This is a genomic window from Peptoniphilus obesi ph1 (genome assembly GCF_000311865.1).
Taxonomy (GTDB): Bacteria; Bacillota; Clostridia; order Tissierellales; family Peptoniphilaceae; genus Peptoniphilus_E; species Peptoniphilus_E obesi.
Map to the genome: position 1 here is coordinate 132,917 of NZ_HE978582.1, position 14,228 is coordinate 147,144.

Genomic DNA, 14,228 nt, shown 5'->3' on the forward strand with positions numbered 1-14,228 from the left:
GACCATTTACCTTCTCTATACAACTGTACACATTCTTTTTTAAATTCATAACTATATTTCATAAAAATACCCTCCTTACTGGATGTCCAGTAAAGAGGGTACATATCAAATTTTCTCTGATCTTTTTAATTTAAAATAATATGCTTATGTATTGGTATAAAAGACTTAAAAATATTAAGAATAAAAGGATTTTATACTTTTCTTTCTTATAGGCAAATATTCCGCCCGCAAGCGAAATAATATCAACTAAGACTATAGAATAAATAAAAGTATCACTCATCCCCCTGCCATAATCTAATAAGAAAAGCTTCATAAGGCCTGGGGCTAAGACTAAAATTGGGATAAAGTATTTTACCAGGCTGACTAAAATCAAATCTAATAAGAGATACTTCCACTGGCTTTTTCTATAATCTTTTATAGCTATTATTATAAAAATTATGGTAAATATGATAGTTCCATAATTTGATTTATTAAAAATATAATTTTCCATTATATATGTTAGCTCCTCAAAAAAACATTGTAATTGTTTATATAATACAAAGTAAAGCTTTATAAAAATTACTTTATTAAAAGTAATATGAAAGTCTTGAAAATGTTATTGTTATTAAAATTAGAAGTATTAATATATCAAAAATTAATGATGATTTTTTCTTTCTGCCTTTATTCTTAAATATAAAGCCTATATAAAAAATAGTTAGGATAAGAGAAAATATGTCCTTATAAATTCTATAATAAGCTATATAAGCTGGATTTATTTTAAAATATTTATCCAAGTAATTACTTACAGCAAATACAAAAAGCACTGTATTTACCGCAATAAAATTAAATATAAATTCTTTACTCACTTTCATTTTAAATCATCCCTACATCGAAAAAATCAAACTAATTATGTATAGAATTAAAAATAGAATAGCTTGGTATAAAAATATATAAAATATACTTTCTTCCATCAATTGTTTCTTATTTTTTAGAATATAGAAAAAATACACAAGCCCATAAAAAATATAAAAAATAAATAAGGGGCTAAACCTTTTTTCCATAAAAAAATTATTTGCAATAAAAAATTGGAATACTAAGCTAATTGTATATAAAATTAAAATTTTCTTTCTAAGTTTAGAGATTTCTATCATAATACTCCTAATAAATACTATAACTCCTTATTTCTATACCAAAATATCCTTCATAACAATCTGATCTTCTACATTTTTTGCCCAACACCTATCATAATTTATTATTACTCCATGATTCGATGGGCACCATTCGAGAGCTAGAGACAGCAAAGCTTTTCTAATTTCATGAACTACATTCACAGTCATTAGTACAGTTCCACCAGAAAGTACTAAAATTAAGCCAACAAGTGATCTATAGCTATTGTCCTTCCTGCCGCTTTACAGATTTGCTCAAGCGTAATATCTATACTCCCACCATATCTACAATCTCTCAAACCATATGAATCTGAATTTTCACTGTTTTTAGATATATTTTCAAGTTTAATTCCTGATTTTTCTAAATAAACAGAATCATCATTATAGTTATACACATAAACCTCTACAATATTACCATCTCTATCTTTTTGTATAACGCCTCTTTCATCTGAATTATAATAGATGTCATAGCTTTCATATCCATCTTTTTCATCAATCTCCATAATATTTTCAATATAACGTTCTTCATCTGTTGAATGTGTTGAATAGATATTTGAAGCAAAAATAATAGACTGCCCAGAAAATAAAATACAAGCTACCAACAATAAACAAATAACTTTTTTCATAATTTACTCATTCCATGTTACAAGTTATAATTTTCGAATATCTTATATCATAGAATTTACCTTTGTTTTATCTTGCTATCAAATTAAGGCGAAGTGAATTGTTTTTACTTTAAATTACATATGTCTTTTAAAAAAATCAATCCTTACAGGACAATCATTTGTACCAGCATATATATTATTTTCTTCACAATGTCTATACTCTATGATTAAAATATCATACTTATTAACCATAAGATTTAAAAAATCATTATCTTTTAAGTCATCTATCATTCTAACAACATTTATCGGATAGTGGCCTGTATCCTCTATCAAATAAGATAGGTAACTAGCAAAAGGATCACTAATATGAAAATTATCATCCTTAACAGAGTCTAAGCTATAGTATTTATAATACTTAGGAAGGTCTTCAGATATATTTGAATTTATATTAGGCTTATCGACAAAAAAATATTTTATGTAATGATTTATTTCATCATTTAAGACCATATCTTTAAAAATATCCATGATCTCATCAGGAATATCATATATTTCAAAATTTTCATGAATCTTTCCTCTAGCATCTAAAAGATGATTGATCGTTATTTTTTCAAATATTAATTTAAAAATTTCCTGGTCTTTTATAGACAAATTATTCATAGAAAAAGAATTTATACTTGCGGTAGAAGCTTTTACATCTTCTGGCATATAAAATCTTCTTTCAAGAAGATTTGCCAAGGCAAACTGAACACTAATATTATCCTTAATTATTTTTTTAATCTTATCTTTAGAAATCTTTAAATCTCTAAAATTTTTAAGACCAATATCTTTGGGCAAATCAATAAGTTTATAATTAAAAGCATTGTTCTTTTTGTGGATTTTAGCAAAGTCTTCTAATAATATTTCTTTAAGCAAAAAAATCACCTATCTTGAAAGGTTTTTCCAGTCTGTAGATATAAATAGCTTACTAGCAAAAGTTATTGTGACAAAAACATTTGATAATCTCACCACTACCCCAGCTTTTCCTATTTGGAGATTTCTAATTCTTCACTAGTAATTTATTTTATTCCATTTTTATCTATTATGGAATGGCTTTTAAGGATCATCTCTTGTAATACTGATAAATTTCTAATCTTCTATTATATTTTCACAATATAAATCTCTTGAGTCAGCAAAAGTCGGACTAGCAGAAGAAAAAATTAATAAAGCCATCATTAAACTACAAAAAACTTCTTCATAATTTACTCTTTTCGTGTTACAGTTTCTAACCTTCAAGTGCATTATATCATAGAATTTATATGAATTTTATCTTGCTAGCAAATTAAAACAAAATGAATCCCTTTGAATTAAAAAAATAAAACAAAATGAATCTCTCTGAATTAAAAAAATAAAACAAAATGAATCTCTCTGAATTAAAAAAATAAAACCCTGCTATTTTTAAATAGCAGGGCTTTATAAAAAAAAGAGAAATCCCTTTAGGACTTCTCTTATACTAATTCAAGTATTGCTTTTTCTGCTCCATCTCCACGACGACTGCCAAGTTTTATTACTCTTGTATATCCACCATTTCTTTCTTCATACTTTGGTGCTATTTCAGTAAATAATTTTGTTACTACATCTTCATCATAAATGTAGGCAAGTACTTGACGTCTTGCATGTAAATTGTTACGTTTACCAAGAGTTATCATTTTTTCAGCCATTCTTTGAGTTTCTTTTGCTCTTGAAACGGTTGTAATAATTCTTTCTTCTCTAAGTAAAGATGTTACGAGGTTTCTAAGCATTGCTTTTCTATGAGCACTTGGACGGCCAAGTTTTCTTAATGTTGCCATTTTTACCCCCTTATTCGTCTTCTTTCTTCAAACTTAATCCTAATTCAGCGAGTTTATTTTCTACTTCTTCTAAAGATTTTTTACCTAGGTTTCTTACCTTCATCATTTCTTCTTGAGTTTTTTGCATCAGTTCATCAACTGTATTGATGTTTGCTCTTTTTAAACAGTTAAAAGATCTTACTGATAGATCAAGCTCTTCAACTGTCATTTCAAGAACTTTTTCTTTTTGATCTTCTTCTTTTTCAACCATGATGTTTACTTCGTTAGCATGTTCTGTTAAACCAACGAATAAGTTTAGATGTTCTGTTAAAATCTTAGCGGCAAGTGATACTGCTTCATCTGCAGCCATAGAACCATCTGTTGAAACTTCTAATATAAGTTTATCAAAGTCTGTTCTTTGACCAACTCTTGTGCTCTCAACTTTCCAGTTTACTTTTCTAACTGGTGTATAGTTTGAGTCGATAGGTATTATACTGATTTCAGCACTTTCATCTTTTTTAAGTTCTGAAGGTTCATATCCTCTACCTTTTTTAATTGTTAGTTCCATATAAACATCAGCATCTTCATTAAGAGTAGCTATATGGTGGTCAGGATTAATTATATCTAAATTCACTTCTGCTTTTAGATCAGAAGCTTTGATTTCTCCCTCACCTTTTTTTTCAACGATAACTTTAACATCTTCGTCACCATCATAATTTATAACTAATTCTTTAATGTTTAAAATTATTTGAGGTACATCTTCAAATACACCTGGAATTGTAGAAAATTCGTGTTCTACTCCCCTAATTTTTATAACGGATACTGCAGCACCAGGAAGAGATGATAAAAGTACTCTTCTAAGAGAATTCCCTATTGTAATACCGAATCCACCTTCTAATGGTTCTACTACAAATTTTCCATATGTTCCAGATTCATTTAATTCTTCTATCTCAATACTAGGCTTTTCAATTTCTATCATTGACTTACCCTCCTTTATGGGTTATTAGGAGTGTAAATAATTAAACTCTCCTGCGTTTAGGTGGTCTACAACCATTATGTGGAATTGGTGTAATATCCTTAATCATTGTTACTTCAAGTCCTGAAGCTTGAAGTGATCTTATCGCAGCTTCTCTTCCTGATCCTGGTCCTTTTACATATACTTCAACTGTTTTTAGTCCATGTTCTTTAGCTTTTGTTGCAGCTGCTTCAGCTGCTTCTTGTGCAGCGAAAGGTGTAGATTTTCTTGAACCTCTAAAGTTAAGTGCTCCAGCACTAGACCATGAAATTACATTACCACTCATATCTGTTAGTGTAACCATTGTGTTATTGAATGTTGAAGAAATATGAGCTTGACCTTTTTCAATATTTTTACGTTCTCTTCTTCTTGCACGTGTTGCTTTTTGTTTCTTAGCCATTATCTACCCTCCCTTACTTTTTCTTTGAAACTAATTTCTTAGGACCTTTTCTAGTTCTAGCATTAGTTTTTGTTTTTTGACCTCTTACTGGAAGTCCTTTTTTATGTCTTTGTCCTCTGTAGCAATTAATTTCTCTAAGTCTTTTGATATTCATTGCTACATCTCTACGTAGATCTCCTTCTACGTGATACTTATCTATTTCTTCTCTTATTTTTGCAAGTTCAGATTCTGTTAGGTCTTTTACTCTTGTATCAAAATCAACGTCAGCATTTCTAAGAATTTCTTGTGCTCTGCTTCTGCCTATTCCATATATATAAGTAAGACCAATCTCAACGCGTTTTTCTCTGGGTAAGTCAATACCAGCAATTCTTGCCATTATAGCCTCCTTATCCTTGTCTTTGTTTATGCTTTGGATTTTCACAAATGACCATAATTCGACCATTTCTCTTTATAATCTTACATTTTTCGCACATCTTTTTTACAGATGGTCTAACCTTCATAATTATCCCTCCTATAATTTAGGATTGTTTATTTCTTTCTCCAGGTAATTCTTCCTCTTGTTAAATCATAAGGTGATAATTCAACTTTTACTTTGTCTCCTGGAAGTATTCTAATATAATTCATCCTTAATTTTCCTGAAATATGGGCTAGAATTATATGACCATTTTCAAGTTTTACTTTAAAAACTGTATTTGGCAGTGCTTCAACAACTTCGCCTTCGACTTCAATTACATCTTCTTTAGCCACTAAAATTTTCCCCTTTCATTACTTAACTATAGTCTTTTAATTTATTTCTAATATAAGAATCATTAATATCTGCATTTTCTATATTTATTATATCTTTATAAATCATCAGATGTTTAATCTTTTTTTTCTTTGGTTTTGCTAATTTTCTTAGCTTTCCATCAACTATAGCTACATAGTCTTGATCAAGAATATCTTTTATAATAAATACCTTTCCTGAATCTCTACCAGCTTTTGATTTAACTATTTGGCCTACCTTTATAAAAAAAGTATTATCCATAAATTAGTTTTCTAAACCTTTTACTATTTCTTCGGATACTTCTTTTATATCTTTTGATCCGTCTACATTTACTAATAGCTCTTGAGCTACATAGTAGTCTAGAAGAGGAACTGTTTGATCCAAATAAACTTTAATTCTATTTTCTACAGTTTCTTTTACATCATCATCTCTTTGGATAAGTGGTGTATTATCTTTATCACAAACACCTTCCACTTTTGGTGGATTGTATTTTACATGATAAGTTGCTCCGCAAGTCTTGCATATTCTTCTGCCTACGGCTCTATCTACTAATATGCTTTGATCTACGTCTATATTTATTACCTTATCAAGTTTTGTGTTTAATTTATCAAGTTGAGCATCAAGGCTAACAGCTTGAGTTACTGTTCTTGGAAATCCATCTAATAAAAATCCATCTTTACAATCATCTCTTGAGATTCTTTCTTGAACAATCTTTATTACGACTTCATCTGGAACTAGTAAACCTTTATCCATGTATGATTTTGCTTCTTTTCCTAAATCTGTGTTGTTCTTTATATTTTCTCTAAATATATCTCCAGTTGAGATATGAGGTATATTATATTTGTTTATTATAAATTCTGCTTGAGTTCCCTTACCTGCTCCTGGAGGTCCTAATATTACTAACTTCATTTGTTTATCTCCTATTTGTTAAGAAATCCTTTGTAATGTCTCATAAGCATTTGTTGTTCAAGTACTCTTGTTGTTTCAAGAACAACTCCAACTACTATTATCATAGATGTTCCACCATAGTTAAACGGTAGGTTGGAAATCTTTGTTAAAAATACTGGAAGCACTGCTAGTATTGCTAGTGCAATTGCTCCTGGTAGACATAATCTATTAACTGTTCTTTGTAGATAATCTGATGTAGGTTTTCCTGCTCTTATTCCAGGAATAAAACCTCCATTTTGTTGCAAGTTCTTAGAATATTCAACAGTATTAAATTGTATTGCTGTATAGAAATATGTGAAGAATACTATTAATAAAACAGTAAATACAACATAATATATAGTTCCAGGTACTCCCTCTACAGTGAAATATTTTTCTATTGTTCTTACTGTCGATTCATTTTTTGTAAATAGAGCAATTGTTGCTGGAATTGCAACTATTGAACTGGCAAAGATTATAGGCATAACACCACTCATTAATACTTTTACAGGTATGTGAGTTGATTGTCCGCCGTACATTTTTCTACCAACTACTCTTTTTGCATATTGTACAGGGATTCTTCTTTCTCCTTCATTTAGCAATACTACAAATACTACAATAGCTATAGCTATTATTAAAAATAGTATTAAGAATATTGGATTTGCCATACCAGCATTTACTATCGCAAAAGATTTTACTATATCTGCTGGGAATCTTGATACTATACCTGCAAATATCAATAATGATATACCATTTCCAATTCCATGTTCTGTTATTTGTTCTCCAATCCAAATTAAAACTGCTGTACCTGCAACTATTGACAATACAACAACTGATTTTTCAAGTATTGTTGTTGCCACAACAGCTTCACCGAAGAATCCAAATGAATATCCAATAGCTTGAATAAATGCTATTACGATTGCAAGATATCTTGTGTATTTTGCAATTTTCTTTCTTCCTGTCTCTCCTTCTTTTGAAAGAGCTTCTAGTGAAGGAATAGCAATTGTTAATAATTGAATAATAATGGATGATGTGATGTATGGATATATATTAGCTGCAAATATTGTAAATTTACTAAAGTTACCCCCTGACATTAGGTCAAGTAAAGAGAATACTGTTCCGCCAGAGTCACTATATAGTTGTGATATTGCTAATGAATTCATAAACGGTACTGTTATATGAGATCCAAGTCTATATATCAACAACATAGCTAATGTAAATAGCATCTTTTTACGTAAAGATGGTATCTTCCAAGCATTCCTAAATGTGGAAATCATCAGATCACCTCTGCCTTTCCTCCAGCCGCTTCTATTTTTTCTACAGCTGATTTAGAAAATTTATTAGCTTTTACTGTGATTTTTGAGCTAATTTCACCATTTCCTAGGATCTTTAAGCCATCTTTTTTATTTTTAATAATTCCCATATCTTTTAGTATTTCAGGTGTAACTTCTGCTCCGTCTTCAAATTTGCTTAAATCAGAAACATTAACTACATCATATTCTTTTTTGAATACATTAGTAAAACCTCTCTTAGGAAGTCTTCTAAATAAAGGCATTTGACCCCCTTCAAATCCTGGTCTTACTCCACCACCTGATCTAGCATTTTGTCCTTTGTGTCCTTTTCCAGAAGTTTTACCAAGTCCTGACCCAATACCTCTACCAAGTCTTTTCTTAGATTTGACTTCTCCACCTTCAGCTGGTCTTAGATTGTGTAATTTCAATGTTTACACCTCCTTATTCAGTTATCTCAAGCATATAAGAAACTTGTTTTATCATTCCTCTTATTTGAGGATTGTCTTCGTGTTCTACAACTTGTCCTATTTTATTTAATCCCAATGCTTTAATTGTTCTCTTATGAGTTTTAATTTTACCAATAGGGCTTTTTACTAATTTTATTTTCATAGTTCTTACTCCCTTATCCTAAAATTTCATTTGCTGGCTTATTTCTAAGTCTTGCAACTGATTCAACTGTCATAAGTTCTGATAGACCTTTAATAGTTGCATTCACAATATTTCTAGGATTGTTAGATCCTATATTTTTTGTACGTATATCTGAAATTCCTGCAAGTTCGCATACAGCACGTACTGCTCCACCAGCAATTACTCCTGTTCCTTCAGGGGCTGGTTTTAAAAATACTCTTCCCGCACCAACTACTCCAGTTACTTCATGAGGGATACTTGTATTTAATAAATTTACTTTAATTAAATGTTTTTTTGCATCTTGTGTTGCTTTTCTTATTGATTCAGGAACTTCTAGTGCTTTACCTGTTCCTACACCAACATGACCGTTTCTATCGCCAACAACTACTAGAGCTGAAAATCTAAAGTTTCTACCACCTTTAACTACTTTTGCTACTCTGTTAATTGCTACTACTCTTTCTTCAAGATCCAACTCTTGTGCATTAATTAATGAACGTTCCATTTTCCCCTCCTTCTTAGAATTGTAGTCCTGCTTCTCTAGCTGCATCTGCTAATGCTTTGATACGTCCATGATAAACATATCCAGATCTATCAAATACTACTTCTTTGATACCAGCATCAAGAGCTCTTTGTGCTACTGACTTTCCTACTTCTTTAGCTGCTTCAATATTTTTTGTACTTTCAAGTCCTAATGATTTATCAAGTGTTGAAGCCTGTGCTAAAGTTCTTCCGTTTTCATCATCTATAATTTGTGCATATATATGCGCACTAGATCTGTAAACTGAAAGTCTTGGGCAAGATTCTGTTCCGGAGATTTTATTTCTGATTCTCTTGTGTCTTTTTATTCTGCTTGCATTTCTATCAATTTTCTTTAACACTTTTATTTACTCCTTCCTTACTTACCTGTCTTTCCTACTTTACGTCTTATATGTTCATCTACATACTTAATACCTTTACCCTTGTATGGTTCAGGTTCTCTATATCTTCTTATATTTGCTGCATATTGACCAACTTTTTGTTTGTCTATGCCGCTTATTATGATTCTTGTTGGCTCAGGAACTTCAACTTCAATTCCTGCTGGATCTTCAAGTTCTAGTGGATGAGAAAATCCTAAAGTTAAAGCTAGTTTTTTACCACTTTTTGCTGCTCTATAACCAGTACCAACAATTTCTAATTCTTTTTTATAGCCTTCAGTAACACCAACAACCATATTATAGATCAATGTTCTTACTAAGCCGTGTAGTGATTTTGATTCTTTTGTATCATCTGGTCTAGTAACAACAATTTCTGAATCTTCTTTGCTGATATTTAATTTAGGGCTAAAGCTTTGTGTTAATTCTCCCTTAGGTCCCTTTACGGTTACTGTATTATCTTGTATTTTTACATCTACACCGTTTGGGATCTCGATTGGTTTTTTACCTATTCTAGACATATTTCCTCCTATTACCAAACGTAGCAGATTACTTCTCCACCTACATTAGAGTTTCTAGCTTCTTTGTCAGTAATTATTCCTTTTGAAGTTGAAATAATTGCAATGCCAAGTCCGCCAAGAACTTTAGGCACTTCACTATTTTTTGCATATACTCTAAGGCCAGGTTTAGAAATTCTCTTTAAACCACTAATAACTTTTTCGTCGTTTTCGCCGTATTTTATATCAATTCTAATTATTCCTTGTTTGTCATCATCTATTACTTCGTAATTTTTAATATATCCTTCTCTTAATAGAATTTCGGATATTTGCTTTTTAATATTTGAAGCCGGAATATCAACAGATTTATGTTTTGCATTATTAGCATTTCTAATTCTAGTAAGCATATCTGCAATTGGGTCTGTCATCATATTATTTGCCTCCCTTCCTGCTAATGGTAATAATTACCAACTTGCTTTTCTCACACCTGGAATCTGTCCTTTATATGCTAATTCTCTAAAACAAATTCTACAGATACCATATTTTTTTAATACAGAATGTGGTCTACCACATATGTTACATCTAGTGTATTCTCTTGATTTATATTTAGCTTTTCTTTTTTGTTTTGCTATCATTGATTTTTTTGCCACAAGTGTTTCCCCCTAATTACTTTTCAAATGGCATTCCCATTTTTTCAAGGAAAGCTTTAGCTTCTTCATCTGTCTTAGCTGTTGTGACAATTGATATATCCATACCTCTTATAGCATCTACTTTGTCATATTCTATTTCAGGAAATATCAATTGTTCTTTTAAACCTAGTGCATAATTTCCTCTACCATCAAATGCTGTAGATTTTACACCTCTAAAGTCTCTTACTCTTGGAAGAGCAATATTCATTAGTTTGTCAAGAAAATCATACATTCTTTCGCCACGTAGAGTTACTTTAACACCAATTTTATTTCCTTCTCTTAACTTGAAGTTCGCAATTGATTTTCTTGCTGTTGTAACAACTGGCTTTTGACCTGATATTAAAGTAAGGTCTTCAATAGCTGATTCAAGACTCTTAGGATTGTCTTTAGCTTCTCCTAATCCTATGTTTATTACAACTTTTTCAAGTTTAGGAACTTCCATTATGCTTTTATATTCGAATTTTTCAAGTAGATAGCTTACTACTTCATTATCATACTTTTCTTTTAATCTTGAAGTCATATTCTACCTCCTTACTTTATAGCTTCGTTGTCAGATTTTTTAAATCTGATTTTCTTTCCATCTTCTATTCTATAACCAAGTTTTGTAGTCTTGCCTGATTTTGAATCAAAGTATGCTACATTTGAAACATCAATAGCAGCTTCTTGTTTTTCTATTCCGCCTGCTTGTTGAGGTCCTCTTGGTTTTATATGTTTTGTAACCATATTTACCTTTTCTACAATTACTTTATGTTGTTTAGGAAAGGTTTTTAGTACTTTACCGGTAGCTCCTTTGTCTTTTCCGGCAATCACTTTTACAGTATCACCTTTTTTAATACGCATATTTACCTCCCATTAAAGAACTTCCGGTGCAAGTGAAATTATCTTCATGAAATTTCCACTTCTTAGTTCTCTGGTAACAGGTCCAAAGATACGAGTTCCTACCGGACTTCTGTCATCCTTTATTATAACTGCTGCATTTTCATCAAATCTTATATATGATCCGTCTTTACGGCTAATTCCTTTATTTGTTCTAACAATTACGGCCTTAACTACTGAACCTTTTTTTACAACTCCACCAGGAATTGCATGTTTTACAGAACAAACAACTATATCACCGATATTAGCTACTTTTCTGTTTGTACCACCAAGTACTTTTATTACAAGTAGTTCTCTAGCTCCGGAATTATCAGCAACATGTAGTCTTGTTTCTTGTTGAATCATGAGCTTACCTCCTTCTAGAAATTATTTAGCTTTCTCAATAATATCTACTAATCTCCATCTCTTGTCCTTACTTAGTGGCCTTGTTTCCATGATTTTTACTTTATCGTTTAATTTTGCTTCATTGTTTTCATCATGAACTTTAAATTTAGTAGTCTTTTTAAATCTTTTTTTATAAATGGGATGAGTTACAAATGTTTCAACAGCTACAGTGATAGTTTTTTCCATCTTATCGCTGATTACTGTTCCTATTTCAGTTTTTCTTGAATTTCTTTGCATGGTCTATTAAGCCTCCTTTCCCACTTCTAGTTCACGTTCTCTGAGGACAGTTTTAACTCTTGCTATATCTTTTTTTAATAATTTAATACTTGCTGGATTGTCAAGTTGACCTGTTGCTAGTCTAAATCTTAAATTAAATAATTCGTTTTTTAAATCATTTACTTTGTTTACTAATTCTTCACTTGACATTTGGCGAATTTCTTTAGTCTTCATTTGATTCACCATCCTTTTCTCTCATAACAATTTTTGATTTGATTGGAAGTTTCATTGCTGCAAGTCTCATTGCTTCTCTTGCTATTTCATCTGAAACACCGCTCATTTCAAACATAATACGGCCTGGTTTTACTACAGACACCCAATATTCAGGAGCACCTTTACCAGAACCCATACGAGTTTCAGCAGGTTTTTCTGTTACTGGCTTATCTGGAAATATTTTGATCCAAATATTTCCTCCTCTTTTTATATATCTAGTCATAGCACGACGTGCTGCTTCTATTTGATTTGAAGTAATCCAAGCTGGTTCTAGAGCTTGTAGCCCATATTCACCATAGGTAAGCGTGTTTCCACGTTGTGCTTTACCTTTCATTCTGCCTCTGTGCACTCTACGGTACTTTACTCTTTTAGGCATTAACATGACTGTTTTCCTCCTCTCGTCAGATTATCTGTTTTCGTTCTTATTTCTTTGATTTCTTCTAGGAGCTCTGTTGTTTCTGTTATCTCTGTTTTGTGGTCTTCTTCTGTTGTTTCTTTTTCTGTTTTCTTTTATTTCTGGAAGAACTTCACCCTTATATAACCAAACTTTTACTCCAAGCTTTCCATAAGTTGTATCTGCTTCTGCAAATCCATAGTCTATATCAGCTCTTATTGTTTGAAGAGGAATTGTTCCTTCTGAATATCCTTCAGTTCTTGCCATGTCAGCACCACCAACACGACCTGAAACAGATGTTTTAATACCTTTTGCTCCAGCTCTCATTGTTCTTTGAATTGCTTGTTTCATTGCTCTTCTGAATGAAACTCTTCTTTCAAGTGATTCAGCAATTGATTCAGCAACAAGTTGTGCTTCTAAATCTTGAACTTTAATTTCTTCTACATTTATAACAACACTTTTGCCAGTAAGTTTTTCAAGTTCTTTTCTTAACTCTTCAACTCCAGCTCCGCCTCTTCCTATTACCATTCCAGGCTTAGCTGTATAAATTGAAATCTTAACCTTTTTAGAGGCTCTTTCAATATTAATTTTTGAAATACCAGCTGTGTATAATTTTTCTTTTACATATTTACGGATTTTGTTATCTTCCAATAATAATTCTGCGAAATCTTTTTTATTGGCAAACCATTTAGAATCCCAGTCTTTAATTACGCCAACACGTAGTCCGTGTGGATTAACTTTTTGGCCCATTATTCACACTCCTTATTCAGCTTCTGCAACTACTACGCCAATATGGCTTGATCTTTTTAATATCGGATAAGCCGTACCTTTAGCTTTTGGACGGAATCTTTTCATTGTTGGACCGTCATTGGCATATGCCTTAGCTACATATAAATTATCTCTATTTAAATTTAAATTATTTTCAGCGTTAGCTACTGCAGAGTTAAGCACCTTGTAAAGTTCTCTTGCTCCTTTCTTAGGAGTGAACTTTAACATAGAAAGGGCTTCATCTACTTGTTTGCCACGAATTTCTGCGCAAATATAATTCACTTTTAATGGTGAAATTCTAACATATTTTGCAACTGCTTTTGCTTGCATTATTTTCCCCTTTCTTTTACTTTACATCAGTGGTCTTTTCACTTTTAGCTGTATGTCCCCTGAAAAGTCTTGTAGGTGCAAATTCTCCTAATTTGTGTCCTACCATATCTTCTGTTATATATACAGGAACATGCTTTCTGCCGTCATACACTGCTATTGTGTGTGATATCATTTCAGGAAATATAGTGGAGCGGCGAGACCAAGTTTTGATAACTTTCTTGTCGTTTGTTGCGTTTAAAGCGTCTACTTTTTTTAACAGATGTTCATCTGCAAAAGGACCTTTTTTAACTGATCTACTCATTATTTACCTCCCC

Annotated in this window: 30 protein-coding genes; all 30 read right to left on the reverse strand. The window is 31.4% G+C overall.

Going from position 1 to position 14,228, the window contains the following annotated elements:
* Positions 1 to 130: 130 nt before the first annotated feature.
* The 30 genes from HGPB_RS06510 to rpsS all read right to left on the reverse strand — a co-directional run bounded on the left by HGPB_RS06510 (position 131) and on the right by rpsS (position 14,215).
* Entirely contained in the window at positions 131 to 490 is a 360-nt protein-coding gene (locus HGPB_RS06510; RefSeq protein WP_019132888.1) for a hypothetical protein, read from the reverse strand.
* A gap of 76 nt (positions 491 to 566) precedes the next feature.
* Positions 567 to 851, reverse strand: coding sequence for a hypothetical protein (locus HGPB_RS06515; RefSeq protein WP_019132889.1), 285 nt, complete (start codon positions 849 to 851; stop codon positions 567 to 569).
* Positions 852 to 1,163: 312 nt separating this feature from the next.
* Entirely contained in the window at positions 1,164 to 1,316 is a 153-nt protein-coding gene (locus tag HGPB_RS08800) for a hypothetical protein (RefSeq protein ID WP_019132891.1), read from the reverse strand.
* 29 nt (positions 1,317 to 1,345) lie between these two features.
* Complete coding sequence (locus tag HGPB_RS06525) at positions 1,346 to 1,771, reverse strand: hypothetical protein (RefSeq protein ID WP_019132892.1); 426 nt, start codon at positions 1,769 to 1,771, stop codon at positions 1,346 to 1,348.
* 114 nt (positions 1,772 to 1,885) lie between these two features.
* Entirely contained in the window at positions 1,886 to 2,662 is a 777-nt protein-coding gene (locus tag HGPB_RS06530; RefSeq protein WP_019132893.1) for a hypothetical protein, read from the reverse strand.
* Positions 2,663 to 3,234: 572 nt separating this feature from the next.
* Complete coding sequence (gene rplQ, locus HGPB_RS06535) at positions 3,235 to 3,576, reverse strand: 50S ribosomal protein L17 (RefSeq protein WP_019132894.1); 342 nt, start codon at positions 3,574 to 3,576, stop codon at positions 3,235 to 3,237.
* Between the two features lie 10 nt (positions 3,577 to 3,586).
* Positions 3,587 to 4,534 (reverse strand): DNA-directed RNA polymerase subunit alpha, encoded by a 948-nt coding sequence (locus tag HGPB_RS06540; protein ID WP_019132895.1) that lies wholly within the window; start codon positions 4,532 to 4,534, stop codon positions 3,587 to 3,589.
* Between the two features lie 40 nt (positions 4,535 to 4,574).
* Positions 4,575 to 4,970, reverse strand: a complete 396-nt coding sequence (rpsK, locus tag HGPB_RS06545) for a 30S ribosomal protein S11 (RefSeq protein WP_019132896.1) — start codon at positions 4,968 to 4,970, stop codon at positions 4,575 to 4,577.
* A gap of 13 nt (positions 4,971 to 4,983) precedes the next feature.
* The gene (gene rpsM / locus HGPB_RS06550) at positions 4,984 to 5,346 is read right to left on the reverse strand and encodes a 30S ribosomal protein S13 (RefSeq protein WP_019132897.1); all 363 of its coding nucleotides are present in this window, start codon (positions 5,344 to 5,346) and stop codon (positions 4,984 to 4,986) included.
* Positions 5,347 to 5,356: 10 nt separating this feature from the next.
* Positions 5,357 to 5,470 (reverse strand): 50S ribosomal protein L36, encoded by a 114-nt coding sequence (gene rpmJ / locus HGPB_RS06555; protein WP_009221333.1) that lies wholly within the window; start codon positions 5,468 to 5,470, stop codon positions 5,357 to 5,359.
* Positions 5,471 to 5,498: 28 nt separating this feature from the next.
* Positions 5,499 to 5,717, reverse strand: coding sequence for a translation initiation factor IF-1 (gene infA / locus HGPB_RS06560; protein ID WP_019132898.1), 219 nt, complete (start codon positions 5,715 to 5,717; stop codon positions 5,499 to 5,501).
* 22 nt (positions 5,718 to 5,739) lie between these two features.
* The gene (locus HGPB_RS06565; RefSeq protein ID WP_019132899.1) at positions 5,740 to 5,994 is read right to left on the reverse strand and encodes a KOW domain-containing RNA-binding protein; all 255 of its coding nucleotides are present in this window, start codon (positions 5,992 to 5,994) and stop codon (positions 5,740 to 5,742) included.
* Between the two features lie 3 nt (positions 5,995 to 5,997).
* Positions 5,998 to 6,642: an adenylate kinase gene (locus tag HGPB_RS06570; protein WP_019132900.1), complete on the reverse strand. Its 645-nt coding sequence runs from the start codon at positions 6,640 to 6,642 to the stop codon at positions 5,998 to 6,000.
* An 11-nt stretch (positions 6,643 to 6,653) separates the two neighbouring features.
* Entirely contained in the window at positions 6,654 to 7,934 is a 1,281-nt protein-coding gene (gene secY, locus HGPB_RS06575; RefSeq protein ID WP_019132901.1) for a preprotein translocase subunit SecY, read from the reverse strand.
* Complete coding sequence (gene rplO / locus HGPB_RS06580; RefSeq protein ID WP_019132902.1) at positions 7,934 to 8,377, reverse strand: 50S ribosomal protein L15; 444 nt, start codon at positions 8,375 to 8,377, stop codon at positions 7,934 to 7,936. The genes secY and rplO overlap by 1 nt, the downstream gene beginning before the upstream one ends.
* Positions 8,378 to 8,390: 13 nt before the next feature.
* Positions 8,391 to 8,558: a 50S ribosomal protein L30 gene (gene rpmD, locus HGPB_RS06585; protein ID WP_019132903.1), complete on the reverse strand. Its 168-nt coding sequence runs from the start codon at positions 8,556 to 8,558 to the stop codon at positions 8,391 to 8,393.
* A gap of 13 nt (positions 8,559 to 8,571) precedes the next feature.
* Positions 8,572 to 9,078 (reverse strand): 30S ribosomal protein S5, encoded by a 507-nt coding sequence (gene rpsE, locus HGPB_RS06590; protein ID WP_019132904.1) that lies wholly within the window; start codon positions 9,076 to 9,078, stop codon positions 8,572 to 8,574.
* A gap of 13 nt (positions 9,079 to 9,091) precedes the next feature.
* Complete coding sequence (rplR, locus tag HGPB_RS06595) at positions 9,092 to 9,454, reverse strand: 50S ribosomal protein L18 (RefSeq protein WP_019132905.1); 363 nt, start codon at positions 9,452 to 9,454, stop codon at positions 9,092 to 9,094.
* 17 nt (positions 9,455 to 9,471) lie between these two features.
* On the reverse strand, positions 9,472 to 10,008 hold the full coding sequence (rplF, locus tag HGPB_RS06600; RefSeq protein ID WP_019132906.1) for a 50S ribosomal protein L6: 537 nt from the start codon (positions 10,006 to 10,008) through the stop codon (positions 9,472 to 9,474).
* A gap of 11 nt (positions 10,009 to 10,019) precedes the next feature.
* On the reverse strand, positions 10,020 to 10,415 hold the full coding sequence (gene rpsH / locus HGPB_RS06605; protein WP_019132907.1) for a 30S ribosomal protein S8: 396 nt from the start codon (positions 10,413 to 10,415) through the stop codon (positions 10,020 to 10,022).
* A 33-nt stretch (positions 10,416 to 10,448) separates the two neighbouring features.
* Positions 10,449 to 10,634 carry a type Z 30S ribosomal protein S14 gene (locus tag HGPB_RS06610; protein ID WP_019132908.1) on the reverse strand — a complete coding sequence of 62 codons (186 nt, stop codon included), beginning with the start codon at positions 10,632 to 10,634 and terminating at the stop codon, positions 10,449 to 10,451.
* Positions 10,635 to 10,650: 16 nt separating this feature from the next.
* Positions 10,651 to 11,193: a 50S ribosomal protein L5 gene (rplE, locus tag HGPB_RS06615; RefSeq protein ID WP_019132909.1), complete on the reverse strand. Its 543-nt coding sequence runs from the start codon at positions 11,191 to 11,193 to the stop codon at positions 10,651 to 10,653.
* 11 nt (positions 11,194 to 11,204) lie between these two features.
* Positions 11,205 to 11,513 (reverse strand): 50S ribosomal protein L24, encoded by a 309-nt coding sequence (rplX, locus tag HGPB_RS06620; RefSeq protein ID WP_019132910.1) that lies wholly within the window; start codon positions 11,511 to 11,513, stop codon positions 11,205 to 11,207.
* A gap of 12 nt (positions 11,514 to 11,525) precedes the next feature.
* On the reverse strand, positions 11,526 to 11,894 hold the full coding sequence (gene rplN / locus HGPB_RS06625) for a 50S ribosomal protein L14 (RefSeq protein WP_019132911.1): 369 nt from the start codon (positions 11,892 to 11,894) through the stop codon (positions 11,526 to 11,528).
* Between the two features lie 21 nt (positions 11,895 to 11,915).
* Positions 11,916 to 12,170 carry a 30S ribosomal protein S17 gene (gene rpsQ, locus HGPB_RS06630; protein ID WP_019132912.1) on the reverse strand — a complete coding sequence of 85 codons (255 nt, stop codon included), beginning with the start codon at positions 12,168 to 12,170 and terminating at the stop codon, positions 11,916 to 11,918.
* 6 nt (positions 12,171 to 12,176) lie between these two features.
* Positions 12,177 to 12,383: a 50S ribosomal protein L29 gene (gene rpmC / locus HGPB_RS06635; protein ID WP_019132913.1), complete on the reverse strand. Its 207-nt coding sequence runs from the start codon at positions 12,381 to 12,383 to the stop codon at positions 12,177 to 12,179.
* Positions 12,373 to 12,804, reverse strand: coding sequence for a 50S ribosomal protein L16 (gene rplP, locus HGPB_RS06640; protein ID WP_019132914.1), 432 nt, complete (start codon positions 12,802 to 12,804; stop codon positions 12,373 to 12,375). The genes rpmC and rplP overlap by 11 nt, the downstream gene beginning before the upstream one ends.
* Positions 12,805 to 12,828: 24 nt before the next feature.
* Positions 12,829 to 13,566: a 30S ribosomal protein S3 gene (rpsC, locus tag HGPB_RS06645; protein ID WP_019132915.1), complete on the reverse strand. Its 738-nt coding sequence runs from the start codon at positions 13,564 to 13,566 to the stop codon at positions 12,829 to 12,831.
* Between the two features lie 12 nt (positions 13,567 to 13,578).
* Positions 13,579 to 13,914 (reverse strand): 50S ribosomal protein L22, encoded by a 336-nt coding sequence (gene rplV / locus HGPB_RS06650; RefSeq protein WP_019132916.1) that lies wholly within the window; start codon positions 13,912 to 13,914, stop codon positions 13,579 to 13,581.
* A 16-nt stretch (positions 13,915 to 13,930) separates the two neighbouring features.
* Positions 13,931 to 14,215 carry a 30S ribosomal protein S19 gene (gene rpsS, locus HGPB_RS06655; protein ID WP_019132917.1) on the reverse strand — a complete coding sequence of 95 codons (285 nt, stop codon included), beginning with the start codon at positions 14,213 to 14,215 and terminating at the stop codon, positions 13,931 to 13,933.
* Positions 14,216 to 14,228: the final 13 nt, after the last annotated feature.

Bases quoted from the DNA above. Each gene is read 5' to 3' on its own strand.
- HGPB_RS06510 (WP_019132888.1), bottom strand. From the start codon at position 490: ATGGAAAATTATATTTTTAATAAATCAAATTATGGAACTATCATATTT.
- HGPB_RS06515 (WP_019132889.1), bottom strand. From the start codon at position 851: ATGAAAGTGAGTAAAGAATTTATATTTAATTTTATTGCGGTAAATACA.
- HGPB_RS08800 (WP_019132891.1), bottom strand. From the start codon at position 1,316: ATGACTGTGAATGTAGTTCATGAAATTAGAAAAGCTTTGCTGTCTCTA.
- HGPB_RS06525 (WP_019132892.1), bottom strand. From the start codon at position 1,771: ATGAAAAAAGTTATTTGTTTATTGTTGGTAGCTTGTATTTTATTTTCT.
- rplQ (WP_019132894.1), bottom strand. From the start codon at position 3,576: ATGGCAACATTAAGAAAACTTGGCCGTCCAAGTGCTCATAGAAAAGCA.
- HGPB_RS06540 (WP_019132895.1), bottom strand. From the start codon at position 4,534: ATGATAGAAATTGAAAAGCCTAGTATTGAGATAGAAGAATTAAATGAA.
- rpsK (WP_019132896.1), bottom strand. From the start codon at position 4,970: ATGGCTAAGAAACAAAAAGCAACACGTGCAAGAAGAAGAGAACGTAAA.
- rpsM (WP_019132897.1), bottom strand. From the start codon at position 5,346: ATGGCAAGAATTGCTGGTATTGACTTACCCAGAGAAAAACGCGTTGAG.
- rpmJ (WP_009221333.1), bottom strand. From the start codon at position 5,470: ATGAAGGTTAGACCATCTGTAAAAAAGATGTGCGAAAAATGTAAGATT.
- HGPB_RS06565 (WP_019132899.1), bottom strand. From the start codon at position 5,994: ATGGATAATACTTTTTTTATAAAGGTAGGCCAAATAGTTAAATCAAAA.
- HGPB_RS06570 (WP_019132900.1), bottom strand. From the start codon at position 6,642: ATGAAGTTAGTAATATTAGGACCTCCAGGAGCAGGTAAGGGAACTCAA.
- secY (WP_019132901.1), bottom strand. From the start codon at position 7,934: ATGATTTCCACATTTAGGAATGCTTGGAAGATACCATCTTTACGTAAA.
- rpmD (WP_019132903.1), bottom strand. From the start codon at position 8,558: ATGAAAATAAAATTAGTAAAAAGCCCTATTGGTAAAATTAAAACTCAT.
- rpsE (WP_019132904.1), bottom strand. From the start codon at position 9,078: ATGGAACGTTCATTAATTAATGCACAAGAGTTGGATCTTGAAGAAAGA.
- rplF (WP_019132906.1), bottom strand. From the start codon at position 10,008: ATGTCTAGAATAGGTAAAAAACCAATCGAGATCCCAAACGGTGTAGAT.
- rpsH (WP_019132907.1), bottom strand. From the start codon at position 10,415: ATGATGACAGACCCAATTGCAGATATGCTTACTAGAATTAGAAATGCT.
- rplE (WP_019132909.1), bottom strand. From the start codon at position 11,193: ATGACTTCAAGATTAAAAGAAAAGTATGATAATGAAGTAGTAAGCTAT.
- rplX (WP_019132910.1), bottom strand. From the start codon at position 11,513: ATGCGTATTAAAAAAGGTGATACTGTAAAAGTGATTGCCGGAAAAGAC.
- rplN (WP_019132911.1), bottom strand. From the start codon at position 11,894: ATGATTCAACAAGAAACAAGACTACATGTTGCTGATAATTCCGGAGCT.
- rpsQ (WP_019132912.1), bottom strand. From the start codon at position 12,170: ATGCAAAGAAATTCAAGAAAAACTGAAATAGGAACAGTAATCAGCGAT.
- rpmC (WP_019132913.1), bottom strand. From the start codon at position 12,383: ATGAAGACTAAAGAAATTCGCCAAATGTCAAGTGAAGAATTAGTAAAC.
- rplP (WP_019132914.1), bottom strand. From the start codon at position 12,804: ATGTTAATGCCTAAAAGAGTAAAGTACCGTAGAGTGCACAGAGGCAGA.
- rpsC (WP_019132915.1), bottom strand. From the start codon at position 13,566: ATGGGCCAAAAAGTTAATCCACACGGACTACGTGTTGGCGTAATTAAA.
- rplV (WP_019132916.1), bottom strand. From the start codon at position 13,914: ATGCAAGCAAAAGCAGTTGCAAAATATGTTAGAATTTCACCATTAAAA.
- rpsS (WP_019132917.1), bottom strand. From the start codon at position 14,215: ATGAGTAGATCAGTTAAAAAAGGTCCTTTTGCAGATGAACATCTGTTA.